Raw genomic sequence first — 18,540 nt, 5'->3', positions numbered from 1 at the left:
TTCACCTTGGCCTTTTCTTTATTTTTTCTTGGCTTCGGACAGGTACTCATCCAGGGTTTCCTGGTTGGCTGCTTTAATGGTCATGCCATTGGGGCCTGCCCCGATATTGCTGAACTGTTTTGCCGGTTCGCCATGTTGCTTGAACTCTTCCAGCTCTGGCGAACCTTCTTTAAAGACCCATAGCCGCCCATCTTCCACTTCGGTCACAAAACCGGGCAGGTTGAATTCGCTCGCAAAGGCGGCGGTGCTAAGCAGACTAAAGCCCAGCAGGGCGGCGGAAGCGACGATTTTCTTCATGTTCATCTATCCATACTGGTTGATTAATTCTTATTAATCATCGCTGGGGAGTATGACGAGAATATGACAATGCCTGGGTCAGGTTGACGTGGTTCAGAAAATTGAAGTGCATCCTTTTCGCTGCTTGCGCGTCTTCCTCGTGACGTGCTGCGCTCGTCTGATGAGGATATGAAGATCGCTGTGCGATATGAGGGCTGGGCAACCAGGCCTTGAGGTTCGTGAGTCAATAATCAGGATCGTATGATGAGTTCTTTTGACATCCAGAAAGCCAAAGATGATGCAGTCGAGTGGGCATTAACCCACGGTGTCGCCTTTAAAGAGTCGCTGTATTCTGCCGTGCATACCCCATTTACCCTGGCGCCGACACCGATCAGCCAACGGGACTACCTGCATTTGAAAAGTGCGGCACAGACCTTAAGCAAACTGATTTATGCCGTCTCAGAGGATCATGGCTTTTTATATGATGCCATTCATCCCATTACGGCGGGCGATCCCTTCTTTTCAGCCCTGCTCAGCATGCATCAACAGATACACTCATCAGCCACCAAGCCACCCCGGCTGCCATTGCTCATCATGCGCAGCGACTTTATGGACGACAAACAAGATGGCCACAAGCTGGTCGAGTTCAATGGCATCGCCGCTGGTATGGGGCCATTTGGTCAGCGAATACATGAACTGCACCACTATCTGCAACGGCAATGGCCTGCTGCGTACATGCAAGAGCCGCATCAGGCAATGGGTGAACTTGTCAGTAATCATGCCATTGAAGGATTGTCAGCAGGTATTGCCGAGGCCACCTTCAAGATCAAGCGTGAGTTTGGCGACCCCGGCCCGGCAAGGTTTCTGATGATTGTGCAGGAGCATGAAAACAATGTGTTTGATCAACACCTGCTTGAGCTGGCACTCCAGCAGAAAGGGATTGAGACACAGCGCAGAACCTTTCGTGAACTTCATAATCAACTGAGCACGGGCGCTAACAACAGGCTGCTCCTCGATGGTGTCGGCTCCCTCGATACCGTCTACCTGCGGGCCGGATACCAATATTCGGATTATGAGGCTGCTGATCTCAAAGAGCAGAGATGTTGCCAGTCGCTGATGGCGACCCGTGTGTTGATTGAGCAACACAGAGTCGCCGTCAATGCCACGGTTGCCCAGCAATTGGCGACCAGCAAACGAGTACAAATGCTGCTGTCGCGTTTGGGAGAAGAGGGATTCGCTGCATTTGGCTTGACCCTGCAAGAGGCTGACACAGTGAAAGGTGTTCTGGGGGAGATGCACCCTGTTACCCCTGACAGCGCACACTTTATAGAAGCTGCGCCCGCCGATAGTTGGGTGCTTAAAAATCAGGGTGAAGGGGGTGGGCATTGTCTGTTTGGGGCAGACATCCTGGCAAAATTAGAAACACTGGAGCCCCGGCAATATCAGGCTTGGTCACTGATGGGCCGATTACATCCTGTTCCTAGACCGATGGCAGCCTGGATAGTACGCAAAGGAGAGCTGCATCGGGTGACGGACTTGATCAGTGAACTAGGCATGTTCACCGTTCAGATAGATGGCAATCCTGGTTGCGCCGAGCCGAGCTTTGCTGGATACCTGCTTCGTAGCAAATCAGCCGGATCGACAGAAGGAGGCGTTCATAGCGGGCAAGGCGTCCTTGATTCATTGGTATTCAGTGATTGATGAAGGGGCTGGGGGCGAACCATGAGATCGCGGCGTTAGCAAAAAACAAAAAATATGAGCATCTTTTGCGGACATGCCACGTCTTCTGGATAACACCGATGTTGATGGAGTCATTATGTTTCAGATTTTCACCGACCTAGCCAGCTGGCTGGTCTACGAGCAATTGGGCATGAGCCCGCAAACCAAGCTGGGGGATGCGCTGCATTTCTTCGTGGAGGATGTGAGCAAGATCTTTGCCCTGCTGCTGGTCATGATTTACATCGTGGCCATGTTGCGGGCCTCCCTGAATGTTGAACGGGTGAGGGACTATTTGGCGGGCAAGCACAGAGGGTTGGGCTATCTTCTTGGCTCCGGCTTTGGTGCCATTACTCCCTTCTGCTCCTGTTCGAGTATCCCTGTGTTCCTCGGCTTTACCTCGGCCGGTATCCCGCTCGGGATCACCATGGCCTTTCTCATTACCTCACCGCTTATCAACGAAGTGGCCGTCCTGTTGCTGGTCAGTCTGTTGGGCTGGAAGTTTACCCTGATTTACGTGGCGGTCGGCATGGCGGTTGGCATGCTGGGTGGGGCGTTTCTGGACAAGATCAAGGCAGAGCGCTGGCTGGCCGATTTTGCCGCCGAGGCCCTCAAGCAGGGGCAGCATCAGCAAGGTGATATCGTCCAGCAGCATACCGATGCCCCGAGCCTCTCGCTGGCCAAGCGTCATGCCTTTGCTAAAGATGAAACAATCACCATTTTCAAACGGGTATGGCTCTGGGTCATTGTCGGTGTGGGGCTTGGTGCCGCGCTTCATGGCTTTGTGCCTGATGGCTGGATTGCCTCACACCTTGGTGCCGGTCAATGGTGGTCAGTGCCTGTGGCGGTTCTCATCGGCATTCCCCTCTACTCCAATGCCACCGCAGTGATCCCGGTGATGGAGAGCTTGATTGTCAATGGGCTGCCGATTGGGACAACACTGGCATTTTGTATGAGCACAGTGGCGGCCAGTTTTCCTGAATTTATTCTGCTCAAACAAGTGATGCAGTGGCAGTTACTGGGCACCTTGCTGCTGGTGCTACTGGTTTCCTTCACGCTGGTTGGGTGGGTGTTTAACTTCGTATCGCCGTTAATTTCTTGATGAGGAGTATGAGATGAAACATGTAAAAGTGCTGGGCATGGGCTGCGCCAACTGCAAGAACACCGTCCAACTTATCCAGCAGGTGGTGGATGAACTTGGTGTTTCAATTCAGCTTGAGAAGGTGGAGTCATTGCCCGAGATAATGAAGTACAAGGTGATGTCTACACCGGCAGTCGTCATTGATGACAAGGTAGTTCATGCGGGCGGGATCCCGGCTAGAGAGGCGGTGCAAAGCTGGTTCTGATACACGCAGGGGCGGGTTATCCCGCCCCTGACTATCTCAGCAACAACAGAGAGGCTTGGGTCGTTTTCAGTATTCCCGTTGTGGAGCTGCACACGATAAACAACTTGATCCGTGAGTGACCCTAGGCCCCCATCATGATCAGGTCGCTTACTGTCTCGCTGGCATACTGGCAAATCACCGGCACCACATCCCCTTGCAGCAGTATTGCTTCAACCCTGATACCATCTCAAGACCTGTTTGGCTTGTGCCTGCGGGTGTTTGGGCTCGTCACTTGCTGACCATCACCCAGTCACATTCCAGCCCCTTGAGTTTCGGGCGGCATAGTGCATGAAAGCCCAACAGTACCACCACAATGGAATTCTTATGGGTGTGCATGGGCGTTGTTTCCCAAATCAACCATCAAGCCACAACCGCCCCAGCCCCAAGTGACCGTTACACTCGGGGCTTTCTGACAGGCAGACCAAGGGTGTTCAGTTTGTTGATTGCACCAACATACGCCATCACTTCCCCTACCTGACCGTTGTATGTTCGCAGACTGATTTTGCCCGTCATCAACTGTTTGAACCGATACATCGCCGTCTCTGCCAGCGAGCGTCGGTGATATCCCGATATCTTCTTCCAGTGCGCTAGCCCTTCCTTGCGCATTACCAGCACGGCGTCATTTCTTGGGTGTCCCTTTTTCCATAGCCCAGCGTTCTTGCGAGGCGGGATACAGGCTGTCGCCCCTTTGCGCGAGATTAGCTGATGGCTGGCTTTGCTGTCATAGGCGCCATCCGCATAAACACGTCCCAGCTTGCGCCGCAGTGGGTTGAGCAAGGTGGGCAACACCTCGGCATCATGGACATTTTCCAGCGAGACTTCCGCCGCCACGATATCGTGGCTCACTGGGTCTACTGCCAGATGCAACTTGCGCCAGACTCGCCGCTTCTCAGCGCCGTGTTTTCTGACTTTCCACTCGCCTTCACCAAACACCTTCAACCCGGTTGAGTCGATAACCAAGTCGGTAATGCGTCCCTTTGGGGGCTGTCGATAAGCTACCGTCACCGTGCGTGCTCGCTTGCTGACACATAGATGGTCGCCCCGGTTTGCCAAGCCCTCAATCAATGAAAGTGAGTCAGGTTGAGATTGCAGCCATAGATCCGGATTTCACCGAGGCAACAGCCTCTATCCCTGATGGAATTCGCTGACTGGCTCCTCTATCAGCTAAACGCACTTATTAGTGCCCTGTGTCTGTCGGGTTTTGCCAGTCACGGTCTGACCTGTCTCGCCATCACGTCATGATCGCCCGTGCAATCGGTGGTACTTTCTAACTCTGGTTGTTAACTCGATACTTTGTCACGCTTGCTATGAAACACCGTTCCTGTGCTAGCTATTGCGCTCAGGCCGCCACTGCGTGATCAGCATCGTACTCGCGCTCATGGGCAAGTAATGCCCAGATGGTGCGTGCATTCTTGTTGGCCAGTGCCACTACCGTTACATTATGGTTACGTCGCTCCATTACCCCCGCAAGCCAGCTTCCTGCGTACTCTGTCTTACGCTCAGCGACCCGGAGCACGGAGCGGGCCCCGTGGATCAGCAGTGTGCGTAGATAGATGTCACCGCGTTTGCTTATCCCCAACAGGGTCTGCTTGCCGCCGCTGGAATGTTGCTTGGGTACCAAGCCCAGCCAGGCTGCTAGCTGGCGGCCATTTTCGAACTGCTTTGCATCGCCGATAGACGCTACCAGTGCACTGGCCGTGAGAGGACCAATACCCGGCATCTTAGCCAGCTTCTGGCTTGCCGAGTTTTCTTTGTGCCAACACCAGATCTGCTCTTCCAGTTCATTCACCTGCTTGGCGAGCTCTTTGAGGTGCTCCCCTAAACGCTCAATTAATTGACGAAACGTTCCGGGTAGGTCGTTCTCTGCATCCTCCAGGAGCTCGGGCAATCGTAGGCTAATGTGTGCAATACCTTTAGGGACAATGATGCCATGTTCAGCCAGCAGGCCCCTGATTTGATTAGCTTGTGCCGTTCTGGCTTTGACGAACCCTTGCCTTGCGCGATGTAGCGCCAACACGGCTAACTGCTCGCCATTTTTTATTGGCACAAACCGCATATTGGGTCGGGTGACGGCTTCGCAGATAGCTTCTGCATCCGCCGCATCGTTCTTGTTGGTCTTCACATAGGGCTTAACGAACTGCGGCGCCATCAGTTTGACGGTATGCCCCATTCCTTGCAGTTTATTGGCCCAGTAATGGGCACTGCCGCATGCCTCCATGCCGATCAGGCTAGGAGGAAGATTGGTAAAGAATGAGAGCATCTGATCCCGCTTCAACTGTCGCTTGAGGACCGTCTTGCCATGTTGATCAACGCCATGTAATTGGAAGAGATGTTTTGCCAGATCAATGCCGATAGTCGTAGCCTTCATGGTGGTCGCCTCTCTCATCAGTGGGAACTTACATTCGCCACTTTGGCACTCAGATGCCGTCTTGGGGAGGGGCGACCATCCCATTAGCTATAGTCCGGTGCGCACAACGGCACGTTCATCAACTCGAACATGGAGTCGAGTAGACCCTGAGTTGCTCGTAGAGTGAGGTTGAAAATCCCCTTGAGCATCAGAAAGGTTGAGATGGTCTGGCCGGTGTAGAGCTGGCTGCGCCCCCGCCGCCCATGATGGTCGTGGTGAAACCAGTTGCTCATGGCTTCGGCATCAACCCAGAAGGTGAGTGAACCACGGTTAATCAAAGACTTGTTGTATTGAGGCCAGTTGGTGATGGGGTGAAGCGACTTGCCCATGATGCAGACTTGAAGAGGATGGTGGTGATCAGATCACCGCGCCCTCAGTAAGTTCCATTCAGGCGTTATCGATTTGGGAAACAACGCCGTGTGCATGGCGTTCTCGATAATTATCGTTCTGTCAGGTATAACTAACCGCTCTTGGTAGAAAGTTTATTTCTGAAAATGCATATTTATAATTCCGCCCTTGGCGGAGAATGCAACCAGACATTTATTTTTTCCATCAAGCGTGTACTATTTCTACTTTTCTAGAGTGTATTCATTGCTTGATGGTCTTCTCAAGGAGTATTGATTTTTATGAAGATGGATTTAATTTCTACATTCCATGTTTATATTTAATTTGGAAGAGAAAACAAGGTGGGAAAGTAAAACCTGGTTTCTCTTCGCTGCGCAGCAGCGGAATGTTCAAACGCTGAAATTTAATTCAAGCTCTCATAATTAGTAAATGGACAGTTTTCCGAATTTTTCAAGTGGGGGATGTGAAAAAATTTTGAAAATCATTCTGTTTGGTTGAAGTTTAACCAATTGAGATGGTTTTATCCTCTCAGCCCCCCGATTTATTGATTATTGGAAAACCCCATGCTCAATCCGTCCCACAAGATCGATAACAGCCTGAACACCCATCGGTGTAGTCAATAGATCGGCAGGTGCTATGCCACCAAGGCCCCATGCAGGACGGTGTAACCACGACAATGCCATGACGACATCGTTTTCCTGAAGGGACAGAGCGGCATAAAGGGCGAGCACTACTCCATACACCCTGACACCTTGTGATATTGATAAAGGGGTATCTGCTCTGAGCCTGCGAGTCACCGTGCTATGGCTAATACCAGCAAGCTTACATATCACACCAACATCAGTTTCAACCAGCGCAGCTAGCTTATGGATGATGTCCGCCGGAACCCCTGCCACAATCCACAGGTGAGCACTCAGTGCTTCACGAGGAACACCCAAGGGGTCAAGGAGTGTCGTTCTAAGGTTCAGATTATGGACTGCATCGGGTGTCATGTTACATACCTCTGTCTGCATGTGCTCTTTATCATGCCCTATCTCACCCCACACTGTCGTGCCCAGTGCTCAACAAAGTTTGCACATGTTGCAGAGCCGACTCTTGGTTTCCAACCAACTAGGTTGGTGTCTTGATTTATTGATGGACATCATGAGCAACCCCGAGCAATATTCTATAGTTTCGAAGAGTTCGATAATGGATAGGGGTTATGCCTATTTATACAAGTGTTTTAAAGTTGGATAAACCAATCGGAACACCACCCCATCAAGTAGAAGTTAGCGTCTATTCCAGCCCGCATGGTGGCTATATAAGAGTCCGTGAAATAGATGCTAACAATGGGAGCGATGCCACGTTCACATCTGCTTTAATGTCCGCAGATGAGTGTCGTGCCCTTGCTAGGTCACTGGACGCGATGGCCTCAGTTCTTGAACAATCGGAACGAAATGGTGATATGTTCAAACAGTGAGGAGATTCGATGACTGAGTTGATCTGTACTGAGCCCGGCATAGGTATTGAGCGCGGTGCAACCTTTCAGGTTCTATCGGAGAACGGCTCCGAGTGGGAGATCTTGCTGGGAAGTGAGTATCGCAGGATCAATAAACGCAGCGGGCGCGTTACAGGTTGGAAAACACCTCCAAAATTTGAGTGCAAATACATCCAAAAATAACAAATGAGAGTTCAATGCTGGTTATGCCAGTGATAAATAGTCAGCCCAGGTTACTCCCACATCAAAAGCAGAAAATTATAGTTTTCATAAAGCCTTAAATAAGGAGTTCAGCATGCTCGTAAAAGAAATTGTGCCAACAGAGCAGGTCGTTGACATTCTCTGTGATGTCTGTGGTCGTAGTACAAAAACGAATTTTGGAACCAACCAATACGGCTCGTTATCGGCGGATTTTGGCTATGGTTCCCGTCACGATGGTGAGCGTTATCAGGTGCATCTTTGTGAAATGTGTTTTTTCGGTACACTCGCAACAGTGAGGGAGATGCATCGTGGAGATCATATGTGTGACGATGACTATGAGGCCGCAAACCCAGACACATTTGGGCGTGATTATTCTAATAGGGAAATAATATGAGTAATATGCTCCCATACTCTAGTTTGTGTGGAGATAAAAATCTCTTATCATCGACTCATTCTGTGAGCCAATGATATTTTTCAATCGGCTCATTTCGTGAGCCGAACAAGATCCTTCATCGGCTCATCTGGTGAGGTTGTCTCAACGCTCACTACCACTTGGATTTAATTTTTAGCTACATAGTTTCATAGCAGATTGGAGCTAGGCCAATAAGTAGATCCAAACGCAATTTAGCTCACGAATTTTAAATGATGCTTTTTCGAATCATCTTGGTGCCAAAAACAGTGGAGCTGATGCTGGGATTGAGAGATAATTTTCCTGATATAAAAATGTGATACATGAGGATAAAAATGAACGATTTTTTGAAAACACTGATGAATATTCGTAGTCTGCGAGCTGCGTTGCGTGAGTTGTCATTTGAGCAGTTGGTCGAAGTTAAAGAGAAATTGGATGAGGTTTTTGCTGAGCGTGAGCAGCAAGAAAACAAAATCAAAGCCGAATCTGCCGAGCGCCTGCAAAAGCTGGCTGAGTTTACCGAGATGCTGAGAGACGCAGGCATCGATCCGAGTGAGCTGGTTGGCACTGCAACCACCGCAAAAGCCGAGGGCATAGTGAAGGCTAAGCGAGCACCTCGTCCTGCAAAATACAAATACATCGAAGACGGTCAGGAGAAGACCTGGACAGGTCAAGGTCGCATGCCCAAGGCTATCGCAGAGGCTGTTGCGGCTGGCAAAGCTCTGGAGGATTTCCTGATCTAATGCTCAGAGCCCATGCCAGCTCGGTGTGGGCCTTTAATTCTATCTGTAGTAGGAGCACCGTATGGGGAGGACATTAGAGGATATCATCGAGTCGGAATCATCCGAGGTAGTCCAGAGAGCCAAGGAGCATGCCGAAGAGCTGCGAGTTCGTATCGCTGTGACCAAACTGCTTTCAAATATCGGGGCGGGTGATGTTCCTGAAATTGATGCCGATGTTCTAAATAGTTTATTGTCGCTCAAAAGGTCTGTTGAGAGATATGACTGTCGGCTGAGTTTACTCGTTCATATGCCTGACGGCACTCATCATGGTGTCAACATTTAACTAAATAGCATCATTGGTACGTTAATCGCAGATCTCATCTACCAAATGAAATTAACGCCCCATGGCAATGCTTTTTCAAACTCCCTCTGTGTGCAAGCGGATCTGATAGCGTGTATTGCGTCCGCCACCAGGTAATTTCTCAAGGCACCCTCTCTCCACCAATTCACCCAGATGACGTGTAGCCGTCGCCTTGCTGACTCCGGCGACTTTTTGATATTGACTGGCGTTGATGCCATTTTCGAAACCCTGTTCGCCGCCATCCAATAAACGGTTAACAACCCTGATTTGCTCTGGACTCAGACAGTCATGATTGTGTCGCAGCCAGAAATGAGCCTTGGCAAGGCTACGAGCGATACTTTGTAATGCCAACTCTATGGAGTAATCCAGTGTGTCGAGGAACCAACATAGCCAGGAGGTAATATCCAACGAGCCCTTCTGTGCTGACCCCAGTGCCCGATAGTAGTCTGCCCGCCGCTCTAGAATCGCAACTGACATGGCATACAGCCGGATGCTGTGGCTGTCAGCCTGTGACAGCGCGAGATCGGTCAGTGCCCGCGTGAGCCGCCCATTGCCATCATCAACGGGATGCAGGGTCACGAACCAGAAATGACAGATCGCCGCACGAAGCAGTGGATCCATCGTGGGGTCATGCTGAGTCTGGTTAAACCAGGGGATGAACTCGGCCAGTTGATCGTCCAGAGTTGCTCTGGGCGGTGCCTCAAAATGCACGGTAGGGCGATCAACACGCCCAGAGACAACCAGCATCGGCTCATCTCCTCGCAACTGCCCTACGTTCATTGGCTGTACCGACCATTCGTTGACAGGGAACAGCCAACGATGCCATTGGTAAAGTCGTTCAATTGTCAGTGGTTGTTCATGGTTGTCGATGGCATCCAGCATCATGGCCGCGAGCCCCTCTGAGCGCTCTGATACTGGATAGGACTGAGTTTGTGAGCTCCCTAACCGCCTAGCCAGGGAAGAACGCACGGATTGGGCATTGAGACGCTCACCCTCAATAGCGGATGAGGAGATGATGTTTGCCAGTAACGTATCCAACGTTTGGTCGGAGTTCCCCAATCTGAAATGACTACCTATTAGCATTCCCAGCCTGCGTTGAGCATGCCGTAATCTGGGCAATATCTCGCTATCCTGCCAACGAAAATGGGGCCAGTCGGCTTGTTGCCAAATCCAAAATGGTTCCATTATTTCCTCATCCAACGTGCTAGGGTCTCAATACTGAGCCGACCCAACCCATCATTCGGCTCAACATTTGAGCCGAATATAACACATGCAGCACACTATCAGAGCAAGTAATGAGGATGCAGCTCTAGCCCGCAGAGCTTCAACATAACTACATATCTGGAATGACGTGCAATACGCATTTCATAAGCTTTTCTAGCCTCATTCATCGCCGATATATGTTGGCCTGTGCCCGCTCATACTGCACAGTGAGTGGTTCTACCAAGGCAGGTGACCCGTGGAGAAAAGACCAAAGAGTAACAGTAACTTGGAGCAGGGTTAGCTGTTATCAGAACAGTTCATTTTGGCAACAGCGCCGTAGAGTAGCCGTTACAGTGTTCTTTTTACGCTCCCCATTGAAGTGAGCACAGAATCCCCGCATATTGTGTACGGTTCTAATGGAGGCTCCATGAACGACTCTAACAAGCAATTCAAAATCCTGTCTTTGAACGGTGGAGGGGTGCGTGGTCTCTTCTCAATTACCATTTTAGCGGAACTAGAACGGGTTCTGGCTGAGCGCAACAACAATCCTGATTTGGCCATCGGTAATTACTTCGACATGATCACCGGGGCTTCCATCGGCGGAATAATTGCCATTGCTTTGGCTGATGGTCAGAAAGCTAGAGACTTGCAGGGCAAGTTTCACAAAGCAGCTCCAGATATTTTCCCTCGCCAGAGTTGGGTGCCCAATTGTGTTCGAAACATATACCAGCTAGGTAAGCTGTTGCTGAGCCCCCTCTATAAGGCTAACAACCTGGAAAAAGCAGTGACTGAGATCGTGGGAACCGGCAAGACGGTCAGATCGCTAAAACGACGCCTGCTCATCCCAACGGTCAACCTGAGCACAGGTCGCCCTTTGTTCATCAAAACCTGTCATAACTCCCTGTTCACCCGAGATGATCAATTCACCTTGGTTGATGTAGCCATGGCTACATCTGCTGCCCCCACCTACTTCCTACCTCACTATATCGAGTGGCAGAGTGCGTATTTTGCCGATGGAGGCTTACTAGCAAACAATCCATCATTCGTCGCCTATCATGAAGCGCTGAATTATCTGGATGATGAGGAGTTTAAGGGTATAACAGCAAACGATATCAAAATTCTTAATATTGGAACCCTCTCCAACGATTTTTGTATCAATCCCAATAACATCTCTAGGTGGTTCCCTGGGTACTTTGGCCTTTGGGGCGGTGGAAAGGCACTCATTGAGACAGTCATGTCCTCCTCGCAGAAAATGCACGGGTTCATGGCCGGTAAGGCACTAAATCGAGAAGGCATGCCCCCTTGCTATTTCTCGCTTGATGAAACCGTGCCTGATCAACAGGCTCGAGTCATCTCGTTAGACAATGCGAGCGAAGAGTCACTGAAAGCACTTGTCGCGTGGGGAAAATCTGTAGCAACCACAGCTACTGGCAAAAAAGCACTTATCGAGACTTTCTTTAGCACGGAGGCTCCAGCCTTCATTCACCCCACCGACCGTAAGGAAGCGTCAGAATGAAATGGTCAGCACATCTATATCTTACCAATACCAATGACGGTCTCATGAAAAGACTGGAGCCTACCAGCACCGACAAGGCTTCTCTCGAGAAACTTAAGGACACGATCAGAATTCGGACAAAGGGTGTATTCACAGAAGCAAAAGATGTCGTCAAAATGCTGGCCAGCCGTTCTCGGAGCTCAACGAATATCCAACTCGTAGAAAGTGCAATTAGGAAAACCAACCTGCGCTATCTTGACAATGCAGATGTCCAGCGAGTTGTGAAACTGCTCTTGGATATGAGTGATGACGCACGCGGAGCCTTCTTGAATACAGAGCCAAGATTTTGGGTTCAAGGAAGTTACAAGTACAAAACACTGAACAAGCCATATCATAAACCGCCACAACAGATGGACATTGATGATGGTACATACATGCCTATGGATATGTTCAAAGAGCAACCGTTAGTCGGCCATGAGCTTCTTCTCCTACTTGTAGATGCATCGCTAGCATCTTTGGCAGAAGAAAACTACAACTGGAAAGCATTAAAGAAGCCTACTTGTGGACGTATTGTCATCGAAGATAGAAATGTGCATGTAGATGTGCCCATGTATGCAATCCCAAGAGATCAGTTTGAAACTCGAGAAGTGGCATTGAACTCTGTCGCAGGGATGGATTCACTGAATGAAAGTGTTCTCAGTAAGTCAGCCACTCGAAAGCTTGATGAAAATTGTGTTTACTTGGCTGTCAGAGGAAAGGATAAGTGGATTAAGTCAGATCCAGAAATCGTTGCGCGTTGGTTCAGGAGCGCAGTAGCGCGACATGGTGACCCTATGCGGCAGGTCTGTCGATACCTGAAGGCTTGGCGAGATGTGCAGTGGAAATCTCCTGAATTATCCTCCATAGCTCTTATGAAATGCGTCGTTGACACCTTTGATAATACACCTATGCCTGACACAAAAGATCATGGTGAACTTTTGTTAAAAGTAACAGAACAGCTGGCCACCAAGTTAAGGGATGGAGTGGAAAGTCCAGATGCCTCAGATGAAGGTCGCTTGTTGTTTCCCAAGGAAAAGATGGATGATAATACGGTTCAGAGCATTATCTCGAAAGCAGAGACTCTGCACGAAGAACTTAATCGAGCACTGAATAGGCTCTCAACAAAGAACGAAGTACTGAAAACTCTAAATGGACTTTTTGGTGACAGTGTTGTAAACGAAGAGCTTATCAAGCCTTGGGTTGCCATACCTGCATACCAACAACAACGACAACCTCAACGACAAAGCCAAATGACCGATTCAATGACGAGTGGTTGATAGTGACTATCCATAACTTGTTATTACATAGCGGCTTTCGATATGTCGAGAGTCGCAACATCACCGGCCTACCAATTTCTCTACCGAGAGAGTGTCCAGCCTATATAAAAGCCTACCAAACACAGGCAGGTGAATTCATTATTGCTGTAGTTAGGCCAAGAGAAGATCTTAGTCGCTTGCCGGAAACTTACGTTATCAGTCGCCCTGCCAACTTAATCGGTATGGCCTTACCTCACATAAGCAGTTTCCAAAGATTATGTTTGGTGAACCAGGACACTGCCGATTGGGATCCCCAACACCCACCTGCTGTAATTACCATGTTAAACAGCCTGATCCAGCAAGCATTGGACAATGCCGTAACAGCTGGCCATCAACGGCAAGAGGAATTTCAAACCGAGTTTGTGAACTACTGGAATGGGGTCGTGGATGCTTACATTTATGGTGATGCAGGCAAGCTTTCAGGTACAAAATTCTCATACAAGTCGCTGAAAGTGGCAACCTCAGCAGATGGACAAACAGACAAAGAATATGTTGTCTTCCACAACGCTGGGCAAAGGGATGACTGGTTTAGGTTACGAGGAGAAAAACCGGCTGTGGGCATTGATGGCGACGTGACCGTTGTCAGAGTTAACAACACTGCGATAGCACCAAGTAAATGGCCGCCTCAATCACTCAGGGAAGTCTTTGATTGGTTAAAATCTGCTGACCTCCCTGCTCATGACTCACTGGCCAATGGAATACTCACCAGGCTCACCAAGGGCAGGCAAATGGTGTTGTTCGATATTTCGAACGAAGGCATCATTGGCTTTGAAGTCTGCTTCAGTAAAGCCACCCAGACGATCCTGAAACACCGTACAACGGAACGAGCTAAATCTAGGGGAGGTAAACACAAACTAAAGCTCGGCTCTACCCTTCCTATGCTCAGATCAAAATCCGCAACGACCGCATTCTCTCGCTTAAATGTGAGCTCGATAAGCGACCAAGAGCTTCAACGGCGCAACAGACCTGTTTTCCTTGATCTTGAGAACAAGCAAATCTTGATAATTGGCTGCGGCACCATTGGTGGCTTTGCTGCTCAGCTGCTTGCCAAGGTAGGAGCAGGGCGTGGCAATACCGGTCGGCTAGTTCTCTGTGACAGTGACATTCTGTCTCCAGGCAATCTGAGTCGGCATGCTCTCCCAGCCACTTATATCGGTTGGAATAAAGCTGAGGCCCTAAGTAAGCTAATAAAGCGTGACTCTTTGGGCAATCCAAGAATAGATGTCAAACCTTATCGTTTTGAAATGAATGAAGATAATATTCGTGGCTATGATATTGTGATCGATGCTACTGGTCACGCCCCAACAGGTAAAATGCTCAGTTACTTGGCTCGAGCTTCTACCCAACGTCCTCCCTTCATCATCCACGGCTACAATGATGCTTATGGTCAAGCGTCTGTTGTTATGATCGACGATGGAAAAGCCTGTTATGAATGTGCCAAGCGTCTCGAGATCCTCAAGGAGGTCGATAGACCTGTAGCTCCTCATCGAGTTTCCTGCGGCAGCATTTTTACACCCTATGATGCTAGCGTCAGCACAATTACTGCCGCACTAATTCAAGAGGCCGTGCTGAATACTCTTCAGGATAAGCTTCCCTGGACCTATGCTCAACACTCGACAGGTAATGTAATTCATCATAAGCGTAGAAAGCTGAAAAAATTTGGAGAATGTAGTGTTTGTTCCTGACGTCAAGGCTGAGCTGACCTTGAGTAATAGAGCTGGTGGACTAATAATCGTTGAGACTGCGGTACTTCATATTTTAAATCGATATCGGCAGTTACATCACAGTCAACCTGAGCAAGGAGGTGTATTTATTGGAGAAATTCGGCCACCTCATATAATAATAACTCACGTTACAGAACCTAGTCCCTACGACCAAGCATCGCGTTTTGGTTTTGTACGTAAAAAACAACACCATCAAGTTATGGTTGATCAACTTTGGCACACATCAGGAGGCTATCTTACTTACATAGGTGAGTGGCATACCCATCCTGAATCGAATCCTTTGCCCTCTGCCACTGACGTATCTAGTTGGCGTAAAGGCTTACCTAAAAACAGCACATCCATAGTAGCGATCATTGGTCAAAAGACTGACTGGTGGGGCTACTGTGAGAATGGTCGCTGTGAAGCATTGAAGAATATACTAATTTGAAAGATACAGTGGTATCTGAAATTTTAATTTCCTAACTATTAAGATGCACTAGGGTAAGGTAATTTTAACCATTTCCCATATTTACCTTGCCATGCACAGCTCAAAAAATGTTGGAAGCAGCTATAGGGTAAATTCATATGGTAGTCATCGAGCAAGCTACAAGACACTCATAGTCTAAGATGCTATTTTTAAAGAAAAAATACAACGTTTTCTAGAGAGAATTGAAACACCTAGAGTTCGTTCCCGCAAGTATGCCTGCTGGAAAGGAACTGCGAGGTTAAAATAACAGGCCGGAGCTAATGAAAAACTGGATTTATTGCTGCTGGGTGGCGCTACAGCAAGCATTAGAAAATACTAGGTTGGGTATCAAAAAATATGTAGAGAAATTGGTGGTTTAGTTGAATCTCATTTCCATTTTGGTGGATTCTTTCAGTCTTGCAGCTTGCGCTGCATGGGGCCACCACAAAATTTCATTTTTTTTTGCTCATTCATATGCATGACGCTACACATCATGCCGTGAATATACAGCATTATTTATCTTAGCAGAATAATTTAGTGATTTTACATATCAACCATTAGCAATGGCAAAAATCCTTATCACTAACCGGCATATTAATTACTGGATTTTAGGAACCCAAGTTTCAAATTTTTCAATAGCAGTACGCATTTCCTCAGTCATAGGCTTCTCCTTTAAAACCTTTACCCTTTGATTGAGATATAGTTCATCAGAAATTATAAAATCAGTGCCATTCACCAAGTCTAACATTCTAATTAACTTTCCATCTTTATCGATACACTCGAAGTTATTGACAAATTTATTGTAAGCCAGGAATGCTTCCTCGTTCTCCTGCTGATGGTGCATATCAAAACCGAAGTCGGAGATATACTTATTGTCAATAACAATACCATCGGTACTCATTCCACCAAACAACTCAACCTGAATATAGAAACAGCCAGTAACAGAATGCACCTTTATTGATTTTACTGTCTTATATATTATATCCCTTACCTCGTTCCTTATATCAGCCTGATTGTAGTCAATGTAGTTTGGTGGTATCAGCATATATATATCTGGGTTAATAGAAGCCTCCGCATGACTAATCTCAATGGTCAATTCTTCATTTAACTGTTTACGTTCCCTAGATAATTTATCTAGTCGTTCAGTCAACAGAATATGTATATCTCCCTCTGTGGTTGCTCCCACAGATTGAATCATGATTTCTATTTTTGAACTTATCGATTCTATTTTATTTTTAATCGAAGCAACTTTATTCTCATTTGTATTTTTTTTAGGCTGAAGTATCACGCTGCCAATCAGCAACATTAGTGCATACTCAAAATATCTATTATCAAATGTTGCAGCTGTGCAGCTTTTCACCGAAGTGTCTGACCTTCCGCTGCATTTATAACGGAGCTTTTCATCTTTTTTTCCGGCTTTACTACGGTAGACCTGTAGTGAACTGCCACAGTCCCCACAAGTGGCTATACGCATTCCAGTAACAATGCCCGCAGCGTTTTTCATCTTACTAGTAAACTGTTTTTTTTCACTACGCACTCGCTTAGCTTGTGCAAATTCAGCCTCAGTGCAAACAGCGGGATAATAATTTACCAACAGATGCTCGCGACCATCAATATGAATTATTTTTTCGCCTAAAACTGCACGATCACTTATAATCTTTTTAATAAGATTTATTCCCCACCCCTCTTTATTAGAATTTTGAGCTATTGTAGGGGGGGTATAGCTTTCATCTAAATGCTTTTTAATTGCTATATGCCCCCTCCCTTCTCGAATCATCATAATCATTTCTTTAACTATAGAGAAATAATATGGATGAGGGCGTACAAACCCAGTTGTCGTATCAACCCAAAATTTATTTTTACCGAAGCCATTAATTGCAGCTGGATAACCATCTGCATCGCACTCACCATTTTGATGACGCTTTAATGCAACACGAGCTGCACCAGTAACCCGAGCAGAAAGTTTATTTGTATAATCATTGCTGCTTTCAAGTTTAACTAGTGACAAAATCGCGGATGCAAGATTATCTTTTTGATATACTGCCCCATCAATCCATGTATAAACAACAATATTGGCTGCGAGAATACAGGTTAAGAACTCACTGGCTCTTGTTAACGCTAAGCGAGAGAAACGATCGATGTTTTCCATGGCCAATACAGAGCCGGGTGCAATATGACCTGAACGACTTAGTTCAATAAACCTCCCCAGACATCCATGTTCAATGTTTTCCCCCTTACTGGCTGACATTCCGTTATCTGACATATAGATAACGGGCATGTTACTATATTTTAACTTTGTTGCGTCAACCAAAGCCCCCTCAGTCTGACGTTGTACGCCAGTTTTATTACCGGCGGCCTGCTTATCCGTACTTACACGACTATACAGATATAGTGTTGGTGCAGACGACCTTAAATCCATAACATCTCCAAAAATTGATTCTATGACGAGGCTATATATGCTAGATACACAACTATACTTGTACGCTACCGGTACAGTTGAATTAAATTAAAGCAGACATGTCTAGACCAGATGCCCAGCTACGACACAATCACTTAGCGCCGTTCATTTTCTGAACACAAACACTATTGCCGACACACGGTATATAACCACTAGCAAACATTTAAATGGAAGGTTATATCCAAAAACACTAGATATCAACCCCCATCAAAAAATAATCACCTCATCAGAAATAAACTATCCATACTCTCTATTATTAATTTCCACTTATATATTTCAGGCTAGGAAGTAGCAAGGAGAAACGAGGGTTCGCAGTCATACTGCCGTAATAATACCACCACCATGGCGATGTCTTGTTCTTTCTCAAGATACGCTTGCTCAAGCGCGAAATGAAGGTTGCGCATATTCGGTGTAGATGACGATAGACTCCAATGATAAAAAGATACTTGACCAAAGTCCGTGATGGTGTGGCACCGAGAACATGATGGTCAGCCGATGAGTTTGGTCAAAATAAGCAGGAAGAACGTGACCACGTAAACATATTAATTAATTATATTGAAT

Annotated in this window: 16 protein-coding genes and 3 pseudogenes; 11 read left to right on the top strand and 8 right to left on the bottom strand. The window is 47.5% G+C overall.

Going from position 1 to position 18,540, the window contains the following annotated elements:
* Positions 1–18 precede the first annotated feature (18 nt).
* Positions 19–297, bottom strand: a complete 279-nt coding sequence (locus AACW87_RS06290) for a hypothetical protein (protein ID WP_241324506.1) — start codon at positions 295–297, stop codon at positions 19–21.
* A gap of 243 nt (positions 298–540) precedes the next feature.
* Between AACW87_RS06290 and AACW87_RS06285 the strand changes: the two genes are divergently transcribed.
* From AACW87_RS06285 to AACW87_RS06275, 3 genes are all read left to right on the top strand, one after another.
* Positions 541–1,977 carry a glutathione synthetase gene (locus tag AACW87_RS06285; RefSeq protein WP_241324505.1) on the top strand — a complete coding sequence of 479 codons (1,437 nt, stop codon included), beginning with the start codon at positions 541–543 and terminating at the stop codon, positions 1,975–1,977.
* A 73-nt stretch (positions 1,978–2,050) separates the two neighbouring features.
* Positions 2,051–3,094, top strand: a complete 1,044-nt coding sequence (locus AACW87_RS06280) for a permease (protein WP_241324504.1) — start codon at positions 2,051–2,053, stop codon at positions 3,092–3,094.
* Positions 3,095–3,107: 13 nt separating this feature from the next.
* Complete coding sequence (locus AACW87_RS06275) at positions 3,108–3,338, top strand: thioredoxin family protein (RefSeq protein WP_052816441.1); 231 nt, start codon at positions 3,108–3,110, stop codon at positions 3,336–3,338.
* Between the two features lie 432 nt (positions 3,339–3,770).
* On the opposite strand, the pseudogene AACW87_RS06270 reads toward AACW87_RS06275, so the two are convergent.
* From AACW87_RS06270 to AACW87_RS06255, 4 genes and pseudogenes are all read right to left on the bottom strand, one after another.
* A pseudogene (locus AACW87_RS06270) lies at positions 3,771–4,415 on the bottom strand (IS5 family transposase); the annotation flags it as partial.
* Between the two features lie 301 nt (positions 4,416–4,716).
* Positions 4,717–5,745 carry an IS110 family transposase gene (locus AACW87_RS06265; protein ID WP_213389710.1) on the bottom strand — a complete coding sequence of 343 codons (1,029 nt, stop codon included), beginning with the start codon at positions 5,743–5,745 and terminating at the stop codon, positions 4,717–4,719.
* Positions 5,746–5,831: 86 nt separating this feature from the next.
* A pseudogene (locus AACW87_RS06260) lies at positions 5,832–6,113 on the bottom strand (transposase); the annotation flags it as partial.
* Between the two features lie 564 nt (positions 6,114–6,677).
* Entirely contained in the window at positions 6,678–7,142 is a 465-nt protein-coding gene (locus AACW87_RS06255) for an antitoxin Xre/MbcA/ParS toxin-binding domain-containing protein (RefSeq protein ID WP_241324503.1), read from the bottom strand.
* Between the two features lie 455 nt (positions 7,143–7,597).
* Here AACW87_RS06255 and AACW87_RS06250 point away from each other — a divergent pair, with 455 nt between their 5' ends.
* The 4 genes from AACW87_RS06250 to AACW87_RS06235 all read left to right on the top strand — a co-directional run bounded on the left by AACW87_RS06250 (position 7,598) and on the right by AACW87_RS06235 (position 9,281).
* Positions 7,598–7,789 carry a hypothetical protein gene (locus AACW87_RS06250; protein ID WP_241324501.1) on the top strand — a complete coding sequence of 64 codons (192 nt, stop codon included), beginning with the start codon at positions 7,598–7,600 and terminating at the stop codon, positions 7,787–7,789.
* 112 nt (positions 7,790–7,901) lie between these two features.
* Entirely contained in the window at positions 7,902–8,201 is a 300-nt protein-coding gene (locus AACW87_RS06245) for a hypothetical protein (protein ID WP_241324500.1), read from the top strand.
* A gap of 350 nt (positions 8,202–8,551) precedes the next feature.
* Positions 8,552–8,959, top strand: coding sequence for an H-NS family histone-like protein (locus AACW87_RS06240; RefSeq protein WP_139731778.1), 408 nt, complete (start codon positions 8,552–8,554; stop codon positions 8,957–8,959).
* A 61-nt stretch (positions 8,960–9,020) separates the two neighbouring features.
* Complete coding sequence (locus AACW87_RS06235) at positions 9,021–9,281, top strand: hypothetical protein (protein ID WP_042020035.1); 261 nt, start codon at positions 9,021–9,023, stop codon at positions 9,279–9,281.
* A gap of 75 nt (positions 9,282–9,356) precedes the next feature.
* On the opposite strand, the gene AACW87_RS06230 is transcribed toward AACW87_RS06235, so the two are convergent.
* Positions 9,357–10,184 carry a Fic family protein gene (locus AACW87_RS06230; RefSeq protein ID WP_241325011.1) on the bottom strand — a complete coding sequence of 276 codons (828 nt, stop codon included), beginning with the start codon at positions 10,182–10,184 and terminating at the stop codon, positions 9,357–9,359.
* Positions 10,185–10,250: 66 nt separating this feature from the next.
* A pseudogene (locus AACW87_RS06225) lies at positions 10,251–10,484 on the bottom strand (DUF4172 domain-containing protein); the annotation flags it as partial.
* A gap of 445 nt (positions 10,485–10,929) precedes the next feature.
* Here AACW87_RS06225 and AACW87_RS06220 point away from each other — a divergent pair.
* The 4 genes from AACW87_RS06220 to AACW87_RS06205 are packed head-to-tail and all read left to right on the top strand — an operon-like array spanning position 10,930 to position 15,503.
* Entirely contained in the window at positions 10,930–12,018 is a 1,089-nt protein-coding gene (locus AACW87_RS06220) for a CBASS cGAMP-activated phospholipase (protein ID WP_042024858.1), read from the top strand.
* Positions 12,015–13,313 carry a CBASS cGAMP synthase gene (locus tag AACW87_RS06215; protein ID WP_042024857.1) on the top strand — a complete coding sequence of 433 codons (1,299 nt, stop codon included), beginning with the start codon at positions 12,015–12,017 and terminating at the stop codon, positions 13,311–13,313. Before AACW87_RS06220 ends, AACW87_RS06215 begins: the two co-directional genes overlap by 4 nt.
* A gap of 2 nt (positions 13,314–13,315) precedes the next feature.
* Positions 13,316–15,037 (top strand): ThiF family adenylyltransferase, encoded by a 1,722-nt coding sequence (locus AACW87_RS06210; RefSeq protein WP_162516529.1) that lies wholly within the window; start codon positions 13,316–13,318, stop codon positions 15,035–15,037.
* Entirely contained in the window at positions 15,024–15,503 is a 480-nt protein-coding gene (locus AACW87_RS06205; protein ID WP_162517109.1) for a Mov34/MPN/PAD-1 family protein, read from the top strand. The genes AACW87_RS06210 and AACW87_RS06205 overlap by 14 nt, the downstream gene beginning before the upstream one ends.
* A gap of 616 nt (positions 15,504–16,119) precedes the next feature.
* Here AACW87_RS06205 and AACW87_RS06200 read toward each other — a convergent pair.
* Positions 16,120–17,940: a recombinase family protein gene (locus tag AACW87_RS06200; RefSeq protein WP_080768683.1), complete on the bottom strand. Its 1,821-nt coding sequence runs from the start codon at positions 17,938–17,940 to the stop codon at positions 16,120–16,122.
* Positions 17,941–18,540: the final 600 nt, after the last annotated feature.

It is taken from the genome of Aeromonas sp. MR7 (assembly GCF_963899385.1).
Classification (GTDB): Bacteria; Pseudomonadota; Gammaproteobacteria; order Enterobacterales; family Aeromonadaceae; genus Aeromonas; species Aeromonas bestiarum.
This window is presented reverse-complemented; position numbering and strand designations above follow the sequence as displayed.